Here is a 19,384-nt window from a genome sequence, read left to right on the forward strand (position 1 = left end):
AGCCACCGAAGGCGGCTACCAAGCGCACACAATTAAATTACCAACCAGTAACTTCTTTTAGCGCATCACCAATTTGAGCAAGTGAACGAACGGTTTTTACGCCCGCATCTTCAAGTGCAGCAAATTTCTCATCAGCAGTACCCTTACCACCAGAGATGATCGCACCGGCATGGCCCATACGCTTACCTTTCGGCGCGGTTACACCAGCGATGTAAGAAACAACTGGCTTGGTTACATTTGCTTTAATGTATGCAGCCGCTTCTTCTTCCGCAGAACCACCAATCTCACCAATCATAACGATGGCTTCGGTTTGAGGGTCGTTTTGGAACATCTCCAAAATGTCGATAAAGTTTGAACCAGGGATTGGATCACCACCGATTCCCACACAAGTCGACTGACCAAAACCGTAATCAGTGGTTTGCTTAACCGCTTCGTACGTTAATGTACCAGAACGAGAAACAATACCAACTTTACCTGGCAAGTGAATGTGACCTGGCATAATACCGATTTTACACTCACCCGGAGTAATCACGCCTGGGCAGTTTGGTCCAATTAGACGTACACCTAGCTCATCGCACTTCACTTTAGCATCCAACATATCTAGTGTTGGGATACCTTCTGTAATACATACGATTAGTTTGATTCCGGAATTAGCTGCTTCAAGAATTGAATCTTTACAGAATGGCGCAGGAACATAAATAACCGAAGCCTCTGCTCCAGTTTGTTCTACCGCTTCTTTAACTGTGTTAAAGACAGGAAGGCCTAGGTGAGTTTGGCCACCCTTACCTGGCGTTACACCACCAACCATCTGCGTACCATATTCGATGGCTTGCTCAGAATGAAAGGTACCTTGCCCACCGGTAAAGCCCTGACAAATAACCTTGGTGTTTTTATCGATCAAAATTGACATCTTAGTTCCCTCCTGCTGCTTTAACCGCTTGTTGAGCGGCATCCGTTAGACTGGTAGCGGCGATAATATTCAAACCACTTTCAGCAAGCTTCTTAGAACCAAGCTCAGCATTATTACCTTCTAAACGAACAACCACAGGAACTTCAACACCCACTTCTTCAACAGCACCGATGATACCTTCTGCGATCATGTCACAACGAACAATACCACCGAAAATGTTCACCAATACGGCCTTAACCTTGTCGTCAGACAAAATAATCTTGAACGCTTCTGCAACACGTTCTTTGGTCGCACCGCCACCAACATCAAGGAAGTTTGCAGGGAATCCACCGTGCAGAGCTACGATATCCATCGTACCCATAGCAAGGCCCGCGCCATTAACCATACAGCCAATAGAACCATCCAATGCAACATAGTTTAATTCAAACTTGGCAGCATGCGCTTCACGCTCATCTTCCTGAGAAGGATCGTGCATTTCCTGAAGGTCTTTATGACGGTAAACGGCGTTACCATCTACACCAATCTTGGCATCAAGACAGTGAAGGTTTCCATCTGTTTTGATAACCAGCGGGTTAATCTCAATCAAAGCCAAATCTTTTTCGATAAATAGCGTTGCAAGACCAACAAAAATCTTAGTGAACTGTTTAATCTGATCGCCTTTCAAACCAAGTTTGAACGCCAATTCGCGGCCTTGATACGGCTGAGGGCCTGCAAGGGGATCAATAGTAGCCTTTAGAATTTTCTCAGGTGTTTCTTCAGCAACCTTCTCGATTTCAACGCCACCTTCAGTGGACGCCATGAAAACAATTCGGCGAGATGAGCGATCTACTACAGCACCTAGATACAGTTCCTGATCAATATCAGTACAACTTTCCACCAGAATTTTACTGACAGGCTGACCGTTTTCGTCAGTCTGATAAGTCACCAGGTTCTTACCTAGCCACTTTTCAGCAAACTCACTGGCTTCTTCAGCAGACTTAATTAACTTAACTCCACCGGCTTTACCACGACCGCCAGCATGAACCTGAGCTTTAACCACCCATTCACTACCACCGATCTTCCTTGTTGCTTCTGCTGCTTCTTCTGGTGTATCAACTGCATACCCTTCAGAAACAGGTAATCCATACTGCTTAAAGAGTTGTTTACCCTGATATTCATGCAGGTTCATATACTAGTCACCTTTTAAATCAATCTCGCCAAATTACGATCTACGATTTTATTTACGACGACGATTCGCTTTATGAATCGCGTGGCCATTTACTGCTAAAGCAGCTTCATGTACAGCTTCACATAACGCTGGGTGTGGGAACATGGTTAAACCAAGGTCCTCGGCCGTCGATCCAAACTCCATTGCGATTAAAACTTGCTGACACAAATCAGCCGCATTAGGGCCAATGATATGACAACCTAAGACACGATCTGTTTCTTCATCTGCAATAATCTTAACCATTCCATCCGTGTCATTTGCAGCCAAAGCACGGCCACTTGCACTAAATGGGAAAAAGCCCGCTTTGTATTTCTCACCTGCGGCTTTTAGTTCATCTTCAGTTTTACCGACCCAAGCGATTTCCGGATGGGTATAGATCACTGAAGGAACTAAATCATAATTAACCTGTGCTTTCTCGCCAGCAATGCGCTCGGCGACCATAACACCTTCTTCAGATGCCTTATGTGCCAACATTGGACCACGCACCACATCACCAATGGCATAAACACCAGGAACATCTGTAGCGCACTGATCGTTTACGTAGATAAATCCACGTTCATCCATCGTTACACCACTATCTACAGACAACAAACCTTCTGTGTAAGGGCGACGACCTACAGCAACAATCAACTTGTCAACAACGATCTCTTGATCACCGTCTTTATCGGTATAGGTAACAGTAACAGCTTTACGCTTAATATCAGTACCTGTTACGCGTGCTCCGGTGCGAATATCCAAACCTTGCTTAGTTAGAACTTTCTGCGCTTCACGAGCAATTTGACGATCAACAACGCTTAAGAAATCATCTTGAGCTTCAAGGATTACCACTTCAGAACCTAAACGGCTCCAAACGCTACCTAATTCAAGACCAATAACGCCAGCACCAATTACACCTAGACGTTTAGGTATAGATTGGAATTCAAGTGCACCCGTAGAGTCGACAATAATGTCCTCTTTAAGCGGTGCAGGTGGAATTTCAACAGGTACAGACCCTGTTGCAATAATGATATTTTCAGCTTCAAGCTGTTTGGTATTGCCATCGTGGTCAGTGAATTCCACAACCTTTCCAGCAAGCAATTTACCAGTACCTTCTAAAGGTGTAACGCCGTTGGACTTGAATAGACCAGCAACACCCATAGTTAGTTTCTCAACAACCTCATCTTTACGCTCGATCATACGAGGCACGTCAATATCGACCTTCTTAATGCCAATACCGTGCGTTGCATACTCTTCGCTTGCATCATGAAACTTATGAGAGGTATCTAATAATGCTTTCGATGGGATACAACCAACATTCAAACATGTCCCACCAAATACTGCTTTACCATTTTTGTTGATGTACTTGTCGATACATGCAGTTTTCAAACCTAATTGCGCTGCACGTATAGCGGCAACATAACCACCAGGACCGCCACCGATTACGACTACGTCAAATTTGTCCGACATTGTAAATTCCTTGATTTGCCAGCCTTAACGGCTGGCAGTGTGATTATAGATATTTAAAGATTCAGAAGGATCTTAGCTGGCTCTTCTAGTAATTCTTTAATAGAAACCAAGAACTGTACAGCTTCTTTTCCGTCAATTAGACGATGGTCGTATGACAGAGCTAGATACATCATTGGAAGAATCACTACTTCGCCATCAACAGCCATTGGACGCTCTTGGATTTTGTGCATCCCAAGAATAGCTGTTTGAGGAGGATTAAGGATTGGTGTTGACATCAAAGAACCAAACACACCACCATTCGTGATCGTGAATGTGCCACCTTGCATGTCTTCAATCGCTAACTTGCCTTCACGAGCTTTGACACCATAGTCTTTAATTGTGCCTTCGATATCAGCAAGCGTCATTCCGTCAGAGTCACGCAATACAGGAACAACCAGACCACGATCACTAGATACAGCAACACCCACGTCATAGTAACCATGATATACAATGTCGTTTCCATCAATGGATGCATTGACTTCTGGGAATTTCTTCAGTGATTCAACCGCTGCTTTTACGAAGAAAGACATAAATCCAAGTTTAGTAGAGTGCGTCTGCTCGAACTGATCTTTGTACTTAGCACGAAGATCCATAATTGGCTTCATGTTAACTTCGTTGAAGGTTGTCAACATCGCAGCATCATGCTGAGCACTTAACAAGCGTTTCGCGATACTTGCTCTTAAACGTGTCATAGGTACACGTTTCTCTAAGCGGCCTTCTTGGTTCAATGGAACAGAGATAGCAGCCGGAGGTGCCTGAACTGGAGCCACAGGCGCTTCAGTTTGAGCAGCTACAGGAGCTTCCGCGATAGCTGAAGAACCAGACAAATCAGACTGTTTTACATAGTTAACAACGTCTTCTTTGGTAACCAGACCGTTTTTACCAGAGCCTGCAATTTGACCGACTTCAATGCCGTTTTCTTCCATTAATTTGCGCGCTGCCGGGCTTGCAACAGCACCTTCAACAGGTTGAGGTGCCTCTTCAGATTGAGTTGGCTCAGCAGTTGTCCCGCCAGTAGCACCCTCTTCAAAGATTGCAATAACTTCGTCGCTAAGGACGATATCGCCCTCACCTTTTTTAACTTCTGCAATTACACCATCAGCTGGCGCAGCAACTTCCAGTACAACTTTATCGGTTTCAATATCTACAATTAACTCATCACGGGAAACAGCTTCACCTGGTTGTTTATGCCAAGTTGCGATGTTCCCCTCAGCAACTGATTCTGGAAATGTGGGCGCTTTAATCTCAATGGCCATACTTACTTCCTTAAATAATTAATTTGCCAATCAAAAGCCTTAACCAACCAAGGCATCATCAATAAGTTTGTTTTGCTGTTCAACGTGCAAAGCCATATAACCTGCAGCTGGAGATGCAGAAGCATCACGACCTGCATAATCAAGCTCGTAATCTAGACTAGCAAATTTCAATGAACGAACAACACGACGCATATGGTGCTGACTGCTATACCATGCACCCTGATTCATTGGCTCTTCTTGACACCAGACAACCTTTTGTACATTTTTATAAGATTTTAATGCAGCTTTAAGGTCATCCTCAGGGAATGGGTAAAGTTGTTCGATACGAATGATTGCAACATCATCGATTTCACGCTCTCTTCGAGCCTGAAGTAAATCGTAATAAACCTTACCGGAACACAACACAATACGTTTGACGTCTTTAGGCTTAATTGATTCGATTTCATCAATTACAGTCTGGAACGATCCTTCAGCAAGATCTTCAAGAGTCGAAATAGCTTCCTTATGACGCAACAAGCTCTTAGGTGTTAATGCCACAAGAGGTTTACGTAAAGGACGAATCACTTGACGACGCAACATATGGAAAACTTGAGCAGGTGTGGTTGGTAAACACACTTGAATATTGTGCTCAGCACAAAGCTGTAAATATCGCTCAAGTCTAGCTGATGAGTGCTCTGGTCCTTGACCTTCATAACCATGAGGTAGAAGCATCGTTAGACCACATAGACGACCCCACTTATGCTCACCACTGGTAATAAACTGATCAATTACCACCTGAGCTCCGTTAGCGAAATCACCAAACTGAGCTTCCCAAACCACTAATGCACCCGGCTGTGTTGTAGCGTACCCATACTCGAACGCAAGAACAGCTTCTTCAGACAAGAATGAATCATAAATAGCAAAAGGAACATTCTCTGTCGCAAGCTTTTCTAGAGGAATATATCGCGAAGCATCTTTTTGGTTGTGCAATACAGCATGACGGTGTGAGAAAGTGCCACGACCAACATCTTGACCTGTAATTCGAACAGGATTGCCTTCATGCAATAAAGTGGCGTATGCCATAGTCTCTGCATACCCCCAGTTGATAGGCATAGCACCAACTGTCATTTTGCGGCGATCTTCAATAATTTTTTGGACTTGACGCTGAACTACAAAGCCTTCAGGCACTTCAGTTAGCTGGTTTGCTACGTTCTGAAGTGTTTTAAGTTCAATGCGTGTATCGTGATGGGCAGTCCAGTCATGACCAAGATACGGTCTCCAATCCACAAACATGGATTCATTTGGTTCACGAACCAAACTCTTCACAACATGGTGACCGTTATCTAATGCATCACGGTATTCGTTAATTAACGTATCATAACCTGCCTTATCAATAGCACCTTCTGCTATTAACTTGTTGGCGTATAGCTCACAGGTAGATTTTTGTGAACGAATTTTGTCATACATTAAAGGCTGTGTGCCTGATGGCTCATCAGCTTCGTTGTGACCACGACGACGATAACAAATCAAGTCAATAACAATGTCTTTCTTGAACTCAAAACGGTAGTCCGCTGCTAACTGAGTCACAAAGAAAACAGCTTCAGGGTCATCGGCATTAACATGGAAGATTGGCGCCTGAACCATTTTGGCAACGTCAGTACAGTACTCAGTCGAACGAGCATCTTCACGTAAAGATGTTGTAAAACCAACCTGGTTGTTAATGATTACATGAACCGTACCACCAGTTTTATAAGCTCGGGTCTGAGATGCCTGGAACGTTTCCATAACAACACCTTGACCTGCGAATGCCGCATCACCATGAATGCTAATTGGCATAACGGTAGTACCAACGGTATCTTTACGACGGTCTTGACGAGCACGAACAGAGCCTTCAACTACAGGGGATACAATCTCCAAGTGTGACGGATTGAATGCCAATGCTAAGTGGACTTCACCACCTGGAGTCATAACATTAGATGAAAAACCTTGGTGATATTTAACATCGCCAGAACTGTCGTACTGAGCACGGCCTTCAAACTCATCAAACAAATCAGACGGAGACTTACCAAGGGTATTAATAAGAACGTTCAGACGACCACGGTGAGCCATGCCGATTACAACTTCTTGTACCTGATAAGTACCAGCACGTTGAATCAATTCGTCCATCAAAGGTATAAGTGATTCACCACCTTCAAGGCCAAAACGCTTGGTACCTGGGTATTTTGACTGAAGGTATTTTTCAAGACCTTCCGCCGCCACTAAGCGCTCAAGAATATGTTTTGAAACCTCACCGCTGTACTTTGGATGAGATTTAACACTTTCGAGTCTCTGTTGAATCCACTCTTTCTCAGCTGTATCAACGATGTGCATGTACTCAGCACCTACAGATGTACAGTAGGTTTTTTCTAGAGTATCGATGATTTCTGAAAGCGCCGCTGTATCAGAGCCTGATGCCAGGTTTCCAACTTGGAAAACAGTATCAAGATCCGCAGAGGACAAACCATGATATCCCAACTGAAGGTCAGGAACATCTTCCCTTTCCATCAGATTCAGAGGATCAAGATCCGCTTTTTGGTGGCCACGAACTCGATAAGCATTGATTAAATCAAGAACCTTAACTTGCTTAATGTCGAAGTCAGAACTTACAGCACTGGCAGCTTTAGGACGATTAGTATCTTTGTTCTTAGCGTGGAGAATAAAGTTCTCACGAATTGTTGAATGGGGAATGTCGTGAGGTGCGGTTTCAGTCGATCTTGGAAGTCGATCAAAGTATGAGCGCCACTCTTCTGGCACATCATTAGGGTCTTTTAAATAGGCTTCATACATGGCTTCGATATATGCCACGTTGCCGCCCAAATGGGAGCTACCCCATAGTTGCTCCATAGAAGCTTCTTGCATTCGTTACCGTCCTTAATGCATCTTGCGAGGGGTGGTAATAAATTAAATCGCGGGTATTCGATTTAAATTATTAACGTTGGATTGTAACCAAACCCCTATTTACTTTTAGTCACTATAGAGAATTTGCTTTTTGAGCAAAAACTCTTGATTTTTCCGACATTTATCTAGTTTTAGATTAAATATCGAAAGAATGCAAAACTTCCCCCAAGATTTTTCTCATCAGAATTGTAATTTTGTATTTTATGGACGATGAGAATAAAAAAAGGGGCTAAATACTAGCCCCTTTTCTACATTACGCGCCGCGCTGAAGTAGCATGTTGCGAATGTGGCCGATTGCCTTTGTAGGATTAAGACCTTTAGGGCAAACGTTAACACAATTCATAATGCCTCGGCAACGGAATACACTGAATGGATCATCAAGTGCAGCTAAACGCTCTTCTGTTGCTGTATCACGACTATCGATAAGGAAACGATAAGCCTGAAGCAAGCCAGACGGACCGATGAACTTATCAGGATTCCACCAGAAAGATGGGCAAGACGTTGAACAACATGCACACAAGATACACTCATACAAGCCATCCAGGTGCTCACGATCTTCAGGAGACTGCAAGCGCTCAATAGCTGGAGCAGGAGTATCGTTGATCAAGTATGGTTTGATCTTCTCGTACTGCTTGTAGAATTGCTCCATATCCACGATTAAGTCACGGATTACCGGCAACCCAGGAAGAGGACGAAGAATCAACTTATCACCCTTCACACACTCAGACAAAGGAGTGATACATGCAAGGCCGTTTTTACCATTGATGTTCAAACCGTCAGAACCGCAAACACCTTCACGGCATGAACGACGGAAAGACAAAGAAACGTCCTGCTCTTTAATCAGATGCAATACATCCAATACCATTAGATCCTTACCACCAGGAATCTCGATATTGTAGTCTTGCATATACGGAGCCTGATCAGTCTCCGGATTGTATCTATATACGCTAACCAACATAGTATTTTCTACCTCATCGAGCCTGAATTAGTATGTACGCGCTTTCGGCGGGAACGCCTCAACGGTCTTAGGAGCAAAGTTTACATCACGCTTACCAATTGTTTGGGTCGCAGGGAAGTAAACTGAATGCTTCAACCAATTCTCATCGTCACGCTCAGTAAAGTCATTACGTGCGTGTGCACCACGGCTCTCTTTACGCGCTTCAGCTGCAACAGCTGTAGCATAAGCAACTTCATATAAGTTACCTAGTTCCAAAGCTTCGATACGTGCAGTGTTGAATGCCTGGCTCTTATCAGTGATATGCAGGTTATTAACTCGCTCACCGATTTCCTTAAGCATTTCAAGACCTTTCTGCATGCTTTCGCCATCACGGAACACACCAAAGTATAGCTGCATACACTTCTGAAGATCAGCACGAACAACAGCAACATCGTTACCAGACGTACTGTTATTAATCTTATTAAGACGTGCAAGTGCATTTTCAATGTCAGTATCTTCTGCATCCATAACATCGAAGCCTTCACGAAGTTGCTTCTCAATTTGGATACCAGCAGCACGACCAAATACAACAAGGTCTAGAAGTGAGTTACCACCAAGACGGTTTGCACCGTGTACAGATACACAAGCAACCTCACCACACGCAAACAGGCCATCAACAATTGTTTCAGAACCGTCTTCACTCAATTGGATAGCTTGACCACCAATATTAGTTGGAACACCACCCATCATATAGTGACAAGTAGGTACAACTGGAATTGGCTCTTTAGCTGGATCAACGTGAGCGAAAGTCTTGGATAGCTCACAGATGCCTGGTAGGCGGCTGTTAAGAACTTCCTCACCCAAGTGGTCTAGCTTCAAGAATACATGGTCACCATTCTCACCAGCACCACGGCCTTCAAGAATTTCCATAACCATTGAACGAGCAACAACATCACGACCAGCAAGGTCTTTTGCGTTAGGAGCATAACGTTCCATGAAGCGCTCGCCATCTTTATTGATAAGGTAACCACCTTCACCACGACAACCTTCTGTTACAAGAACACCTGCTCCTGCAATACCGGTTGGGTGGAACTGCCACATTTCCATATCCTGTGCAACGAAACCTGCACGAAGAGCCATACCAACACCGTCACCAGTATTAATATGAGCATTGGTAGTAGACTGATAAATACGACCAGCACCACCAGTAGCAAGAACTGTTGCTTTTGCCTTGATATAAACAGTCTCTCCAGACTCCATATCAATCGCAACACAACCAACAACCTGGCCTTTTTTGTTCTTAACAAGATCAACTGCATACCATTCGTTCAGGAAGGTAGTTCCTGCTGCAAGGTTGGCTTGATAAAGTGTATGAAGTAACGCGTGACCAGTACGGTCAGCAGCAGCACAAGTACGAGCAGCTTGCCCGCCTTTACCAAACTCTTTTGATTGACCACCGAATGGACGCTGATAAATACGACCATTATCAAAACGAGAGAACGGAAGCCCCATGTGATCAAGTTCAAATACAGCCTGCGGACCTACACTACACATATATTCGATAGCGTCTTGGTCACCGATGTAATCAGAACCTTTAACGGTATCAAACATGTGCCAGCGCCAATCATCATTTGGATCCGCACTTGCGATTGCACAGGTAATACCACCTTGTGCAGATACTGTATGAGAACGAGTCGGGAAAACTTTTGAAACTACAGCAGTTTTAAGACCTGATTCGGCCAACTGCAAACCGGCGCGCATACCTGCACCACCACCACCAACTACGATGGAGTCAAAAGTCATTGTACGAATTTGACTTGACATAAATTACAGCCCCCAAAGGATTTCGATTGACCAAACCACAAGTACAAACAAAGTACCAATAACGCCAGCATTAAATACAAAGCGAATGAAAGCAGGCTTGATATAGTCAGTTGCAATAGTCCACAAGCCAACCCATGCGTGTGCAACCAATGCAAATACAGCCAACAATGTGTAAATACGAACAGAAGTCATGCTGAATAGCTCTTTCCACTGTCCAAATGTTAGCTCAGGGGTGCAAAGTAGGTAACCTACAATAAAGATGGCATAAGTAGCCAAAATAACAGCGCTCACACGCTGAAGAACCCAGTCAGATAAGCCGCTACGGCTCAAATTTGTAACGCTAGTTACCATACCCAAACTCCTGCCAAAGCAATTACCAATCCACCAAGTACTAGTGTAATGATTGAAGCAACACGACCACCTTCAAGTGTTTCGCCAATGCCGGCATCCATTAACAAGTGTTTGATACCTGCTACGAAGTGGTAGCCAAGAGCAGACAAGATGCCCCAAGTAATAAATTTAGCTACAGGACTTTGCAAACATTCTTTTAGCTGGTTGAAACTTTCTTCAGATGCTAGAGACATATCTAAAGCACCCAAAACAAAGATCATACCGAAGAACAATGCAAAACCTGAGATCCTATGAAGAATGGAAGCTTTCGCAGTTAGCGGAAGCTGAATCGTAGTTAGATCAAGGTTTTTTGGTCTATTGCTATTCACGGTTATACACTCTATCCGTTTGGGTCCGCGATGCAGACATTAACACCCACTTATTAATAAGCGAGCGTTTAGCCCATTTAGTGCTTTTCAGCACCTTATAATCTAGTAAGAACTTTCGTCCAAACTAATCCAGGTTTATTAAATCTAAGACTGTGCCTAGATTTGAGAGCGCGGTGATTATAATCAGCCCCCCGAAGAAATTCAATGCAGATAAGGGATTAGACAAAACGCACCATTTATATGCGGAATTTTCGGCATTTTTTACAACACGCACCAGGTTAGAACCTAACTCTAGTTTATTTTTTCATCAACCCTCTAAAATTTAATGAATATTGGGCCTAATCTAAGCTCCTCGATTGACAAAAGCGGTTAACGCCTTATAGTTACGCCACCAGTAAGGCAATTTACGTCCATACTTTTTCTGGGATAGAGCATTTAAAAACGGAGAACATACTCCGATCTTCCATTGGGAGTTTAAGAAAACGTATTACAAGGAGGCCTTGCATGGCTGATAAAAAAGCACAGCTTACGATAGACGGTAAGACTTTAGATCTACCTGTCTATTCAGGAACTGTGGGTCCTGACGTTATTGACGTCCGTAGTTTAACCGGCGAAGGATATTTCACTTACGATCCTGGTTTCGTTTCAACTGCAGCCTGCGAATCTGCCATTACTTATATTGATGGTGAAAAAGGGGTATTGCTACACAGAGGCTACCCAATTGAACAGCTTGCTGAAAAAGCGACTTTCCTTGAAACATGCCATCTTCTATTGTTTGGTGAGCTTCCTACTGAAGAAGAAAAAGCGAAATTCGAAGACATCATTACTCATCACACTATGGTTCATGACCAATTGAGTGATTTCTTCCATGGTTTCCGTCGTGACTCTCACCCAATGGCGATTATGTGTGGTGTAGTAGGTGCATTATCAGCATTCTACCATGACTCCTTAGATATCAATGACCCAAGACATCGTGAAGTTTCAGCATTCCGTCTGATTGCTAAAATTCCTACGATTGCTGCGATGGTATACAAGTACAGCATTGGTCAGCCATTCATGTATCCTAAAAATGAGCTGAGCTATTCGGAAAACTTCCTTCACATGATGTTCAACACACCTGCTGAAGAAAAACCGATCAATCCTGTAATTGCTCGCGCAATGGATCGTATTTTCTTACTTCACGCAGACCACGAACAGAACGCATCTACTTCAACTGTGCGTCTCGCTGGCTCAACAGGTGCAAATCCATTTGCATGTATTGCAGCTGGTATTGCAGCCCTTTGGGGACCTGCTCACGGCGGTGCTAATGAAGCTGTTCTTAAAATGCTGGATGAGATCGGTACTGCCGACAATATTCCTGAGTTCATTGAGAAAGCCAAAGACAAGAACGACCCATTCCGTCTAATGGGCTTCGGTCACCGTGTTTACAAGAACTACGACCCACGCGCTAAGGTAATGAAGCAAACGTGTGACGAAGTTCTTGAAGAACTAGGCCTGCAAGACGATCCACAGCTTAAAATGGCTATGGAACTTGAGAAAATTGCACTAGAAGACGAGTACTTCGTTAAGCGCAACCTATACCCTAACGTTGACTTCTACTCTGGCATTATCTTGAAAGCGATCGGCATTCCAACAGAAATGTTTACTGTTATCTTTGCTACTGGACGTACTCCAGGATGGATTGCTCACTGGCATGAAATGATTGGCGGAAACAACCGTATTGGTCGTCCACGTCAGTTATACACTGGTGAAACCAAAAGAGACCTGTAATTGCCTCTTATGAGAAAGGCCGCTTAAGCGGCCTTTTTTATTGCTCATTCAAACATCTAACAAAGAAGAACGACATTAGTACAACACCAGCCGCGACATAAAATAACATCCCATGCACCAATATCTCCCACATCACACCACTAAAGAAAGCTCCTATTGCACCACCTAACCCGAAACTTACCCCGCTATATAGTGCTTGCCCTCTTCCAGAAAACTCCTTCGAGAAAAACTTCTGTACATACATCATAGATACGACATGAAGACAACCAAATGAAAACGCATGCAGAATTTGTGATAGGGCAATAAAAAGAAGGCTATCTGGCAGCACCCCTATCATCATCCACCTAACTGCTGTTAAACCAATGGACAATTTAAGTAGAAAATAAGGGCCTACTCGACGCACCCATGATGGAAAAATCAAGAACAAAACAACTTCAGATACAACACCTAACGCCCAAAGACCACCGATCACACCGCTCGAATAATCAAACTCCTTCAAATACAGACTATAAAAGGAATAATAAGGACCGTGAGATGCCTGCGTAAGCAGACAAATTACAAGAAAAGCAGCTACATTTGACCGCTTCAATAATGGCAGAACACTTTTGGTTCGGGCACCACTAAAAACCTCATCTTCATTTCTTAACTCAGAAAGCGAAAAGCTAACAAGCCCGGCACACAACACAATAGACACCATGATAATGGGCAGCCAGGAGATAGAAACAAAGTCAAACAGCCCACCTAAGCCCAGAGATAGGACAATAAAACCAATGGAACCCCACATTCTTATTTTCGAATAGAGATGAGCCCGATTTCCCAGGGATTCCAAGGTATAAGCTTCAAACTGTGAAAGAATTGCATTCCAAAAAACAGAATACAGCGCACTATAGATCAAAAGCTCATAAAGACTAAAATCCAAAAGGAACAATGAAAAGAAAGTCCCGGCACCAAGGACCCCTACCCTAATCACTCTCGCTCGAAAACCTGTGCGATCAGAAATCCAGCCAGCAACACTTGGCGCAAAGATTTTTGTTCCTAAAAAAATGGATTGAACCAAGCCTATCTGATAACCAGTGAACCCTTGCCCCTCTAGAAATACAGGCCAGAATGGCAATAAACACCCAAGAAAAGAAAAGTAGAAGAAATAAAAGAGAGATAAAGGCACGGCGGTTGCGGATTGCACACAACCACCATCAGAGTTTGATGCGTTATTCATTCACAGAAGCAGGCACTACAGGTACAGTAGAATTAACATCTGCGTTTTGACCACGATGACGTAATATGTGATCCATCAGCACTATAGCAAGCATCGCTTCAGCGATCGGTGTCGCACGCACACCAACACAAGGATCATGCCTGCCTGTTGTTACTACTTCTACAGGATTACCATCTTTGTCGATACTCTTTCCTGGCAACAAAATACTAGAGGTTGGCTTCATTGCGATGTGCGCAACAATATCTTGCCCAGTACTGATCCCACCAGAAATACCACCCGAATGATTAGACAAGAAACCATCAGGAGTTAGCTCATCTCTATGTTCTGAACCTTTTTGCTCAATACAATCAAAGCCATCACCAATTTCAACACCTTTCACAGCGTTAATACTCATTAGTGCATGAGCAAGATCTGCATCTAAGCGATCAAAAACAGGCTCACCTAAGCCAGGCATCAACCCACTGGCCACTACAGTAATCTTAGCGCCAATAGAATCTCCCGACTTACGAAGCGCATTCATATACTCTTCAAGCTCAGGAATTTTGTCAGGGTCCGGACAGAAGAATGGGTTCTGATGCACCTGGTCCCAGTCCAGTTTTTCCGCCTTGATTGGCCCAAGTTGCGACATATAGCCACGGATCTCAATACCATAACGCTGTTTTAGATATTTCTTAGCAACAGCACCAGCCGCTACACGCATTGCTGTTTCGCGAGCAGATGATCGACCACCACCACGATAATCACGAATACCGTATTTCTGTTCATAGCCATAATCAGCATGGTTAGGACGGAAGGTATCTTTAATTTTTGAATAGTCTTTGGAGCGTTGATCGGTATTATGAATGACCATACCAATCGTGGTGCCAGTAGTTTTACCCTCAAACACACCAGATAGAATTTCAACTTGATCCGGCTCTCGACGCTGAGTTGTAAACTTGGACGTACCCGGCTTTCTGCGATCTAAATCCTGTTGAATCTCTTCTTCAGAAATCTCAACGCCTGGAGGGCAACCATCAATGATGCATCCTAACGCTTTACCGTGACTTTCACCAAAGGTGGTTACAGTAAACAATTTTCCAAAACTATTACCAGACATTAAGCCCTCACAATTACATCTGAATGCCGAAAAGGTCGAATATTATACGCAAAATATGCTCAATAGACTAAAGTTCTTTACTAACAGAACCTTAGCATTACTTCTGAATCTCATCCTGATTATTAACAAGCTCTTCATAGGTCATGACTAATACACCGTCACCGCCATTTTCAAGCTCTATCCAATTAAAATCGATTCCAGGAAACGCTTGTTCAAGATTATGTTGCGAGTAACCAACTTCCATAATAAACAAGCCACCCTCATTCAGGTACTTCAACGCCTCTTTTAAAATCTCGCCAGGCGCATCCATTCCATCATCACCAGAAATCAGGGCAATAGCTGGCTCATGCACAAATTCTGAAGGCATTGCATCGAAGTCTTCTCTGTCTACATACGGAGGATTAGCAATGATCAAATCATATTTAACCCCTTCCGGTATTCCCTTAAAGATATCCGATTCAATAGGAAATACTCGATCCATCAACTGATGATCTTCAATGTTTTGCTGAGCAACAGACAAAGCATCATTCGAAATATCGACCAAATCTACTTCTGCATCCGGGAACTCATAAGCAGCCGCAATACCAATACAACCACTGCCGGTACACATATCCAGAATTTTGGTCGGCTCGTAACTTAACCAAGGTTCAAAATGTTTCTTAATGAGTTCTGCAATTGGGGAACGAGGAACCAATACGCGCTCATCCACATAGAACGGCAAATCACAAAACCAAGCCTGATTAAAAATATAAGGAAGTGGTGTTCTGTCCTGAAGACGTGCTCTAAGGTTATAAATGATTTTTTGACGCTCAGTAGTGGTTAAATTTGCATCGGCGAAATTTTCATAACTGTGCCAGGGTAAAGAAAGAGAGTTTAATACCAACTGAATACTTTCATCCCACGCATTATCAGTACCATGACCAAAATACACATCACTTTCATTCATTCGACTAAAGCACCAGCGGCACATATCCTTGATGCTTCTTAATTCAGTTATTGCTCTATGCGTATCCCAGTCATTGATATTTGTCATAATGAGTTATTTACCTGATAAAAATCATTAGGTTTAGTTGAATTCAAACACTCCGCATTATACGGACGATTCATAAGCGGAGCCAATAAACAGGCTCATCGATCGGAAAAAACTAAAAAATTAGGGTATATTTGGAATAGCCTTTTCGGCAAGCTCTCGACCGATTTGAATCAGCTCTTCCGCCCGTTGAAAATCAAGCGTCCCACAGGCATTGGAAGGTACCTGGATCATAATATCTGGCGCATATCCTGCTACCTTATATTTACTTAATGAACTCTGCATAGTATCGATGGCCTGATGAATGACGTCGATTTTCCCCATTTTCATCATAGGCAGCGGCGAACCGTCATCTACAGCGGCTTGGAACCTTCTAAACCAACGTGAAGTCCGCTCTTTTATGTGTTGCCACCAAAGCAAAGTTTCCTCGGATTCGTGTTCATTCACCATTAATTCAATATCTTGATTTAACAGTTCTCCAAAAGTATCCAAAGAAAGTGAGCTTGAATGATCAAGATCCAATTCCAAATACTCTGATATCAAATCCCGGCCGGTTGTGGTTTCCATAAGACTTTCAGCTTCGGCCAGTTCTTGATCATCAAGAGGCACAACATCATCTGCATCCATAGAGGCGGTTGCACACGCCTCACGCCCAGCCAGATCCACTGCTATGGTCAAATCGGTATGAGCAGAGACTGTGGGAATAATAGGAATAGGATTCAGAACACCACCATCAACCAGCAGCATTCCTTTTAATGACACAGGAGTAAATAAACTTGGAATTGAGACGGAGGCCCGCATCGCTCGAACCAAATTACCACGCTGAAACCAGATCTCTTTCTTACTGATCAGATCCGTTGCCACCGCCGTATATTCAATGGGTAAATCCTGGATTTTGATATCGCCAATCATTTCATGAATAACTTTGAACAGCCGGTCCCCTCTTATAGCCCCCGGCTCTCTTAGGGAAAAATCCAATAATTTAAGAAACCCCAAATAGGAGAATTCACTTACCCATTGTTTAAACTCGGGAAGCTTCCCGGCCGCATAAACACCACCAACCAAAGCCCCCATTGAAGAACCTGAAATAGCTTTGATATCAAAGCCTCTTTCTTCAAGCACCTCGATAACGCCAATATGAGCGTAGCCTCTTGCACCACCACTGCCAAGAACCAAAGATACAGTTTTAGTCATAGCCACCCCTTATATATGGGTGTTAATTTTCAACAAAAATCTCTACCCATTGCTCAAGAGACTTCGCATCAGGATGCGTTGGCGATAACGGGCCAACGCCATAAACATCCATTCTTAAACCACTTACTGTCGACATGACATAGTCTTTAAGCTGACGAGCCAATTGTTCGCTTTTATCGATTTCGGTATCGATCCCTTCATCAGTGGAATAGTGACCAACAAAAAACACTCGCTCTGGTCGCATTGCCAAAAGCTTACGACTGATCGTTGCTACCTGAGTTCGGGCTGTCGAAGTCATCACCAAACGTTCCGACGCATTAAGTGAGACAGGAATCAAAATCGGAGCCTGTCCTCGTTCAGGTAAATCAGATTTTTTGACCACAGGTCCATCAGCAACCTGATCCACTGAAGCGGTTAATTGGTCCACCATTAAGTAATTACGCTTATTGGCTCGAATAATCCCATAAAGCACAACGATATGACTGCGTTCAGAGGAACGCCAATGATAGACCCCATAATGCTGAGATGACTCTAATCCACCAAGTTGAGCCTGACCAAAAATATCATTTGCCCATAACGCACTCACACCACAGTCTCGACCATGACATTGAAACCAGACCTCTGCATTTTGTCGCTGTAATTGCATCTGATAAAAGCTCCAGGCTTCAGACAGCTCAAAGTCATCTTCCAGTCGATAAAGGGCCCTCACCATATTGGCGTTCAATCGGCGACTTTTTTCTACATGGAGCCGGCCGTTCACCTTGGTAACAGGGCTAAGAATCAGACGGTAATCAGGAATTTGTTGGGTTTGCTGATGCTGAATTTTACTGTATGGAAATGGCTGCAGCTCAGCTCTTAATTGCCAACTGGACAACAACAGAGTTATTACAAGCGCAGGAAACTTCCATCCTAAAGAAACCATTAATATATCCTTTTATGCAGCTTACAGTGTTAACCATTAATAAATGAGTTTAGTTCCTCTGCAACACTTAATGCAGATTCTTCCATGTGCAAATGATGTCCACCCGGTAATTGAACCACGTCCGGATCAGTAAAGTAGGACAAACGCAAATCAATAACATCGCGAGGTATCAGACTGTTCTCTGCAATAATTACTTTCAAGGGAACAGACAACTTCGACAGAAAACCTTTCACCTGACTCTCACTTAATCGCATCGGAGAAGGCAAACGTAGCTTTGGATCTGTGGACCAGAAAAAACCGCTTTCATTGGATTTATGAGAACGCTCAACCAGTTTCAGTGAAGCCTCATAAGTAAGCCCACCTATTCCTTTTTGTCTTGCCTGAGCCATCTCATCCAATGAAGAATAAGCCACAAGATTTCTACCTACACCTTTAATCTGCTTCTCAATCGAATCTCTTAATTGCCGGGCACTATCTTTAGGGTCACTGGAAATTGGGCCAACAGCTTCTATTAAACACACCTTCTCTACTACTTCAGGATAGACAGATGAGAACACACTAGACAAGGCCGCCCCCAAAGAATGACCAACCAGAATAACTTTCTCGAAGCCTAGCGAGTCAATAAGCCGTTTTATATCAGCCACACCATCAAGGAAATGATAAAGCTGTCCGTTAGCTTTATGACTTGAGTGCCCATGACCTGGTAAATCGATAGCCAGATATAAACGATCATTTGGTAAATGTGAAATAACCTGATCAAAACTATTCGCGTTATCTAGCCAACCGTGCACCAACAATACTGGCACGTGAGATTGAGGAAATGATGAATCTTGCCCCCATTGTTTGTAAGAAATGATTAAATGGCCAAGATCAACTTCTTTCTCAATAAAACTCATAGTATT

Annotated in this window: 16 protein-coding genes; 1 reads left to right on the forward strand and 15 read right to left on the reverse strand. The window is 43.4% G+C overall.

The features are described 5' to 3' along the window. Positions 1-37 precede the first annotated feature (37 nt). The 9 genes from sucD to sdhC form a co-directional block, all read right to left on the reverse strand. A complete protein-coding gene (gene sucD / locus QQL66_RS12035; RefSeq protein WP_284381682.1) occupies positions 38-910 on the reverse strand; it encodes a succinate--CoA ligase subunit alpha in 873 nt (290 codons plus the stop codon). A gap of 1 nt (position 911) precedes the next feature. After that, a complete protein-coding gene (gene sucC, locus QQL66_RS12040; RefSeq protein ID WP_284381683.1) occupies positions 912-2,078 on the reverse strand; it encodes an ADP-forming succinate--CoA ligase subunit beta in 1,167 nt (388 codons plus the stop codon). 48 nt (positions 2,079-2,126) lie between these two features. Continuing rightward, positions 2,127-3,563, reverse strand: a complete 1,437-nt coding sequence (lpdA, locus tag QQL66_RS12045) for a dihydrolipoyl dehydrogenase (RefSeq protein WP_284381684.1) — start codon at positions 3,561-3,563, stop codon at positions 2,127-2,129. Positions 3,564-3,616: 53 nt separating this feature from the next. Beyond that, positions 3,617-4,858, reverse strand: a complete 1,242-nt coding sequence (odhB, locus tag QQL66_RS12050) for a 2-oxoglutarate dehydrogenase complex dihydrolipoyllysine-residue succinyltransferase (protein WP_284381685.1) — start codon at positions 4,856-4,858, stop codon at positions 3,617-3,619. A gap of 39 nt (positions 4,859-4,897) precedes the next feature. After that, positions 4,898-7,735 carry a 2-oxoglutarate dehydrogenase E1 component gene (locus tag QQL66_RS12055; protein ID WP_284381686.1) on the reverse strand — a complete coding sequence of 946 codons (2,838 nt, stop codon included), beginning with the start codon at positions 7,733-7,735 and terminating at the stop codon, positions 4,898-4,900. A gap of 292 nt (positions 7,736-8,027) precedes the next feature. Continuing rightward, positions 8,028-8,732, reverse strand: coding sequence for a succinate dehydrogenase iron-sulfur subunit (locus QQL66_RS12060; RefSeq protein WP_284381687.1), 705 nt, complete (start codon positions 8,730-8,732; stop codon positions 8,028-8,030). 27 nt (positions 8,733-8,759) lie between these two features. Further along, positions 8,760-10,535, reverse strand: coding sequence for a succinate dehydrogenase flavoprotein subunit (gene sdhA, locus QQL66_RS12065; RefSeq protein ID WP_284381688.1), 1,776 nt, complete (start codon positions 10,533-10,535; stop codon positions 8,760-8,762). Between the two features lie 3 nt (positions 10,536-10,538). Then, positions 10,539-10,886: a succinate dehydrogenase, hydrophobic membrane anchor protein gene (gene sdhD, locus QQL66_RS12070; RefSeq protein ID WP_284381689.1), complete on the reverse strand. Its 348-nt coding sequence runs from the start codon at positions 10,884-10,886 to the stop codon at positions 10,539-10,541. Further along, positions 10,880-11,254 carry a succinate dehydrogenase, cytochrome b556 subunit gene (gene sdhC / locus QQL66_RS12075; protein WP_284381690.1) on the reverse strand — a complete coding sequence of 125 codons (375 nt, stop codon included), beginning with the start codon at positions 11,252-11,254 and terminating at the stop codon, positions 10,880-10,882. Before sdhC ends, sdhD begins: the two co-directional genes overlap by 7 nt. 504 nt (positions 11,255-11,758) lie before the next feature. Between sdhC and gltA the strand changes: the two genes are divergently transcribed. Next, complete coding sequence (gene gltA, locus QQL66_RS12080; RefSeq protein ID WP_284381692.1) at positions 11,759-13,024, forward strand: citrate synthase; 1,266 nt, start codon at positions 11,759-11,761, stop codon at positions 13,022-13,024. A 37-nt stretch (positions 13,025-13,061) separates the two neighbouring features. Here gltA and QQL66_RS12085 read toward each other — a convergent pair whose 3' ends face one another. The 6 genes from QQL66_RS12085 to QQL66_RS12110 form a co-directional block, all read right to left on the reverse strand. Further along, positions 13,062-14,207 (reverse strand): MFS transporter, encoded by a 1,146-nt coding sequence (locus tag QQL66_RS12085; protein ID WP_284381693.1) that lies wholly within the window; start codon positions 14,205-14,207, stop codon positions 13,062-13,064. A 25-nt stretch (positions 14,208-14,232) separates the two neighbouring features. Continuing rightward, on the reverse strand, positions 14,233-15,336 hold the full coding sequence (gene aroC / locus QQL66_RS12090) for a chorismate synthase (RefSeq protein ID WP_284381694.1): 1,104 nt from the start codon (positions 15,334-15,336) through the stop codon (positions 14,233-14,235). A gap of 97 nt (positions 15,337-15,433) precedes the next feature. Further along, on the reverse strand, positions 15,434-16,369 hold the full coding sequence (gene prmB / locus QQL66_RS12095; RefSeq protein WP_284381695.1) for a 50S ribosomal protein L3 N(5)-glutamine methyltransferase: 936 nt from the start codon (positions 16,367-16,369) through the stop codon (positions 15,434-15,436). A gap of 120 nt (positions 16,370-16,489) precedes the next feature. After that, positions 16,490-17,560, reverse strand: coding sequence for a patatin-like phospholipase family protein (locus QQL66_RS12100; RefSeq protein ID WP_284381697.1), 1,071 nt, complete (start codon positions 17,558-17,560; stop codon positions 16,490-16,492). Between the two features lie 22 nt (positions 17,561-17,582). Next, a complete protein-coding gene (locus tag QQL66_RS12105) occupies positions 17,583-18,482 on the reverse strand; it encodes a DUF4892 domain-containing protein (protein WP_284381698.1) in 900 nt (299 codons plus the stop codon). Between the two features lie 29 nt (positions 18,483-18,511). After that, positions 18,512-19,378, reverse strand: a complete 867-nt coding sequence (locus QQL66_RS12110; protein ID WP_284381700.1) for an alpha/beta fold hydrolase — start codon at positions 19,376-19,378, stop codon at positions 18,512-18,514. Between the last annotated feature and the right edge of the window lie 6 nt (positions 19,379-19,384).

The organism is Litoribrevibacter albus (assembly GCF_030159995.1).
Lineage (GTDB): Bacteria > Pseudomonadota > Gammaproteobacteria > Pseudomonadales > Litoribrevibacteraceae > Litoribrevibacter > Litoribrevibacter albus.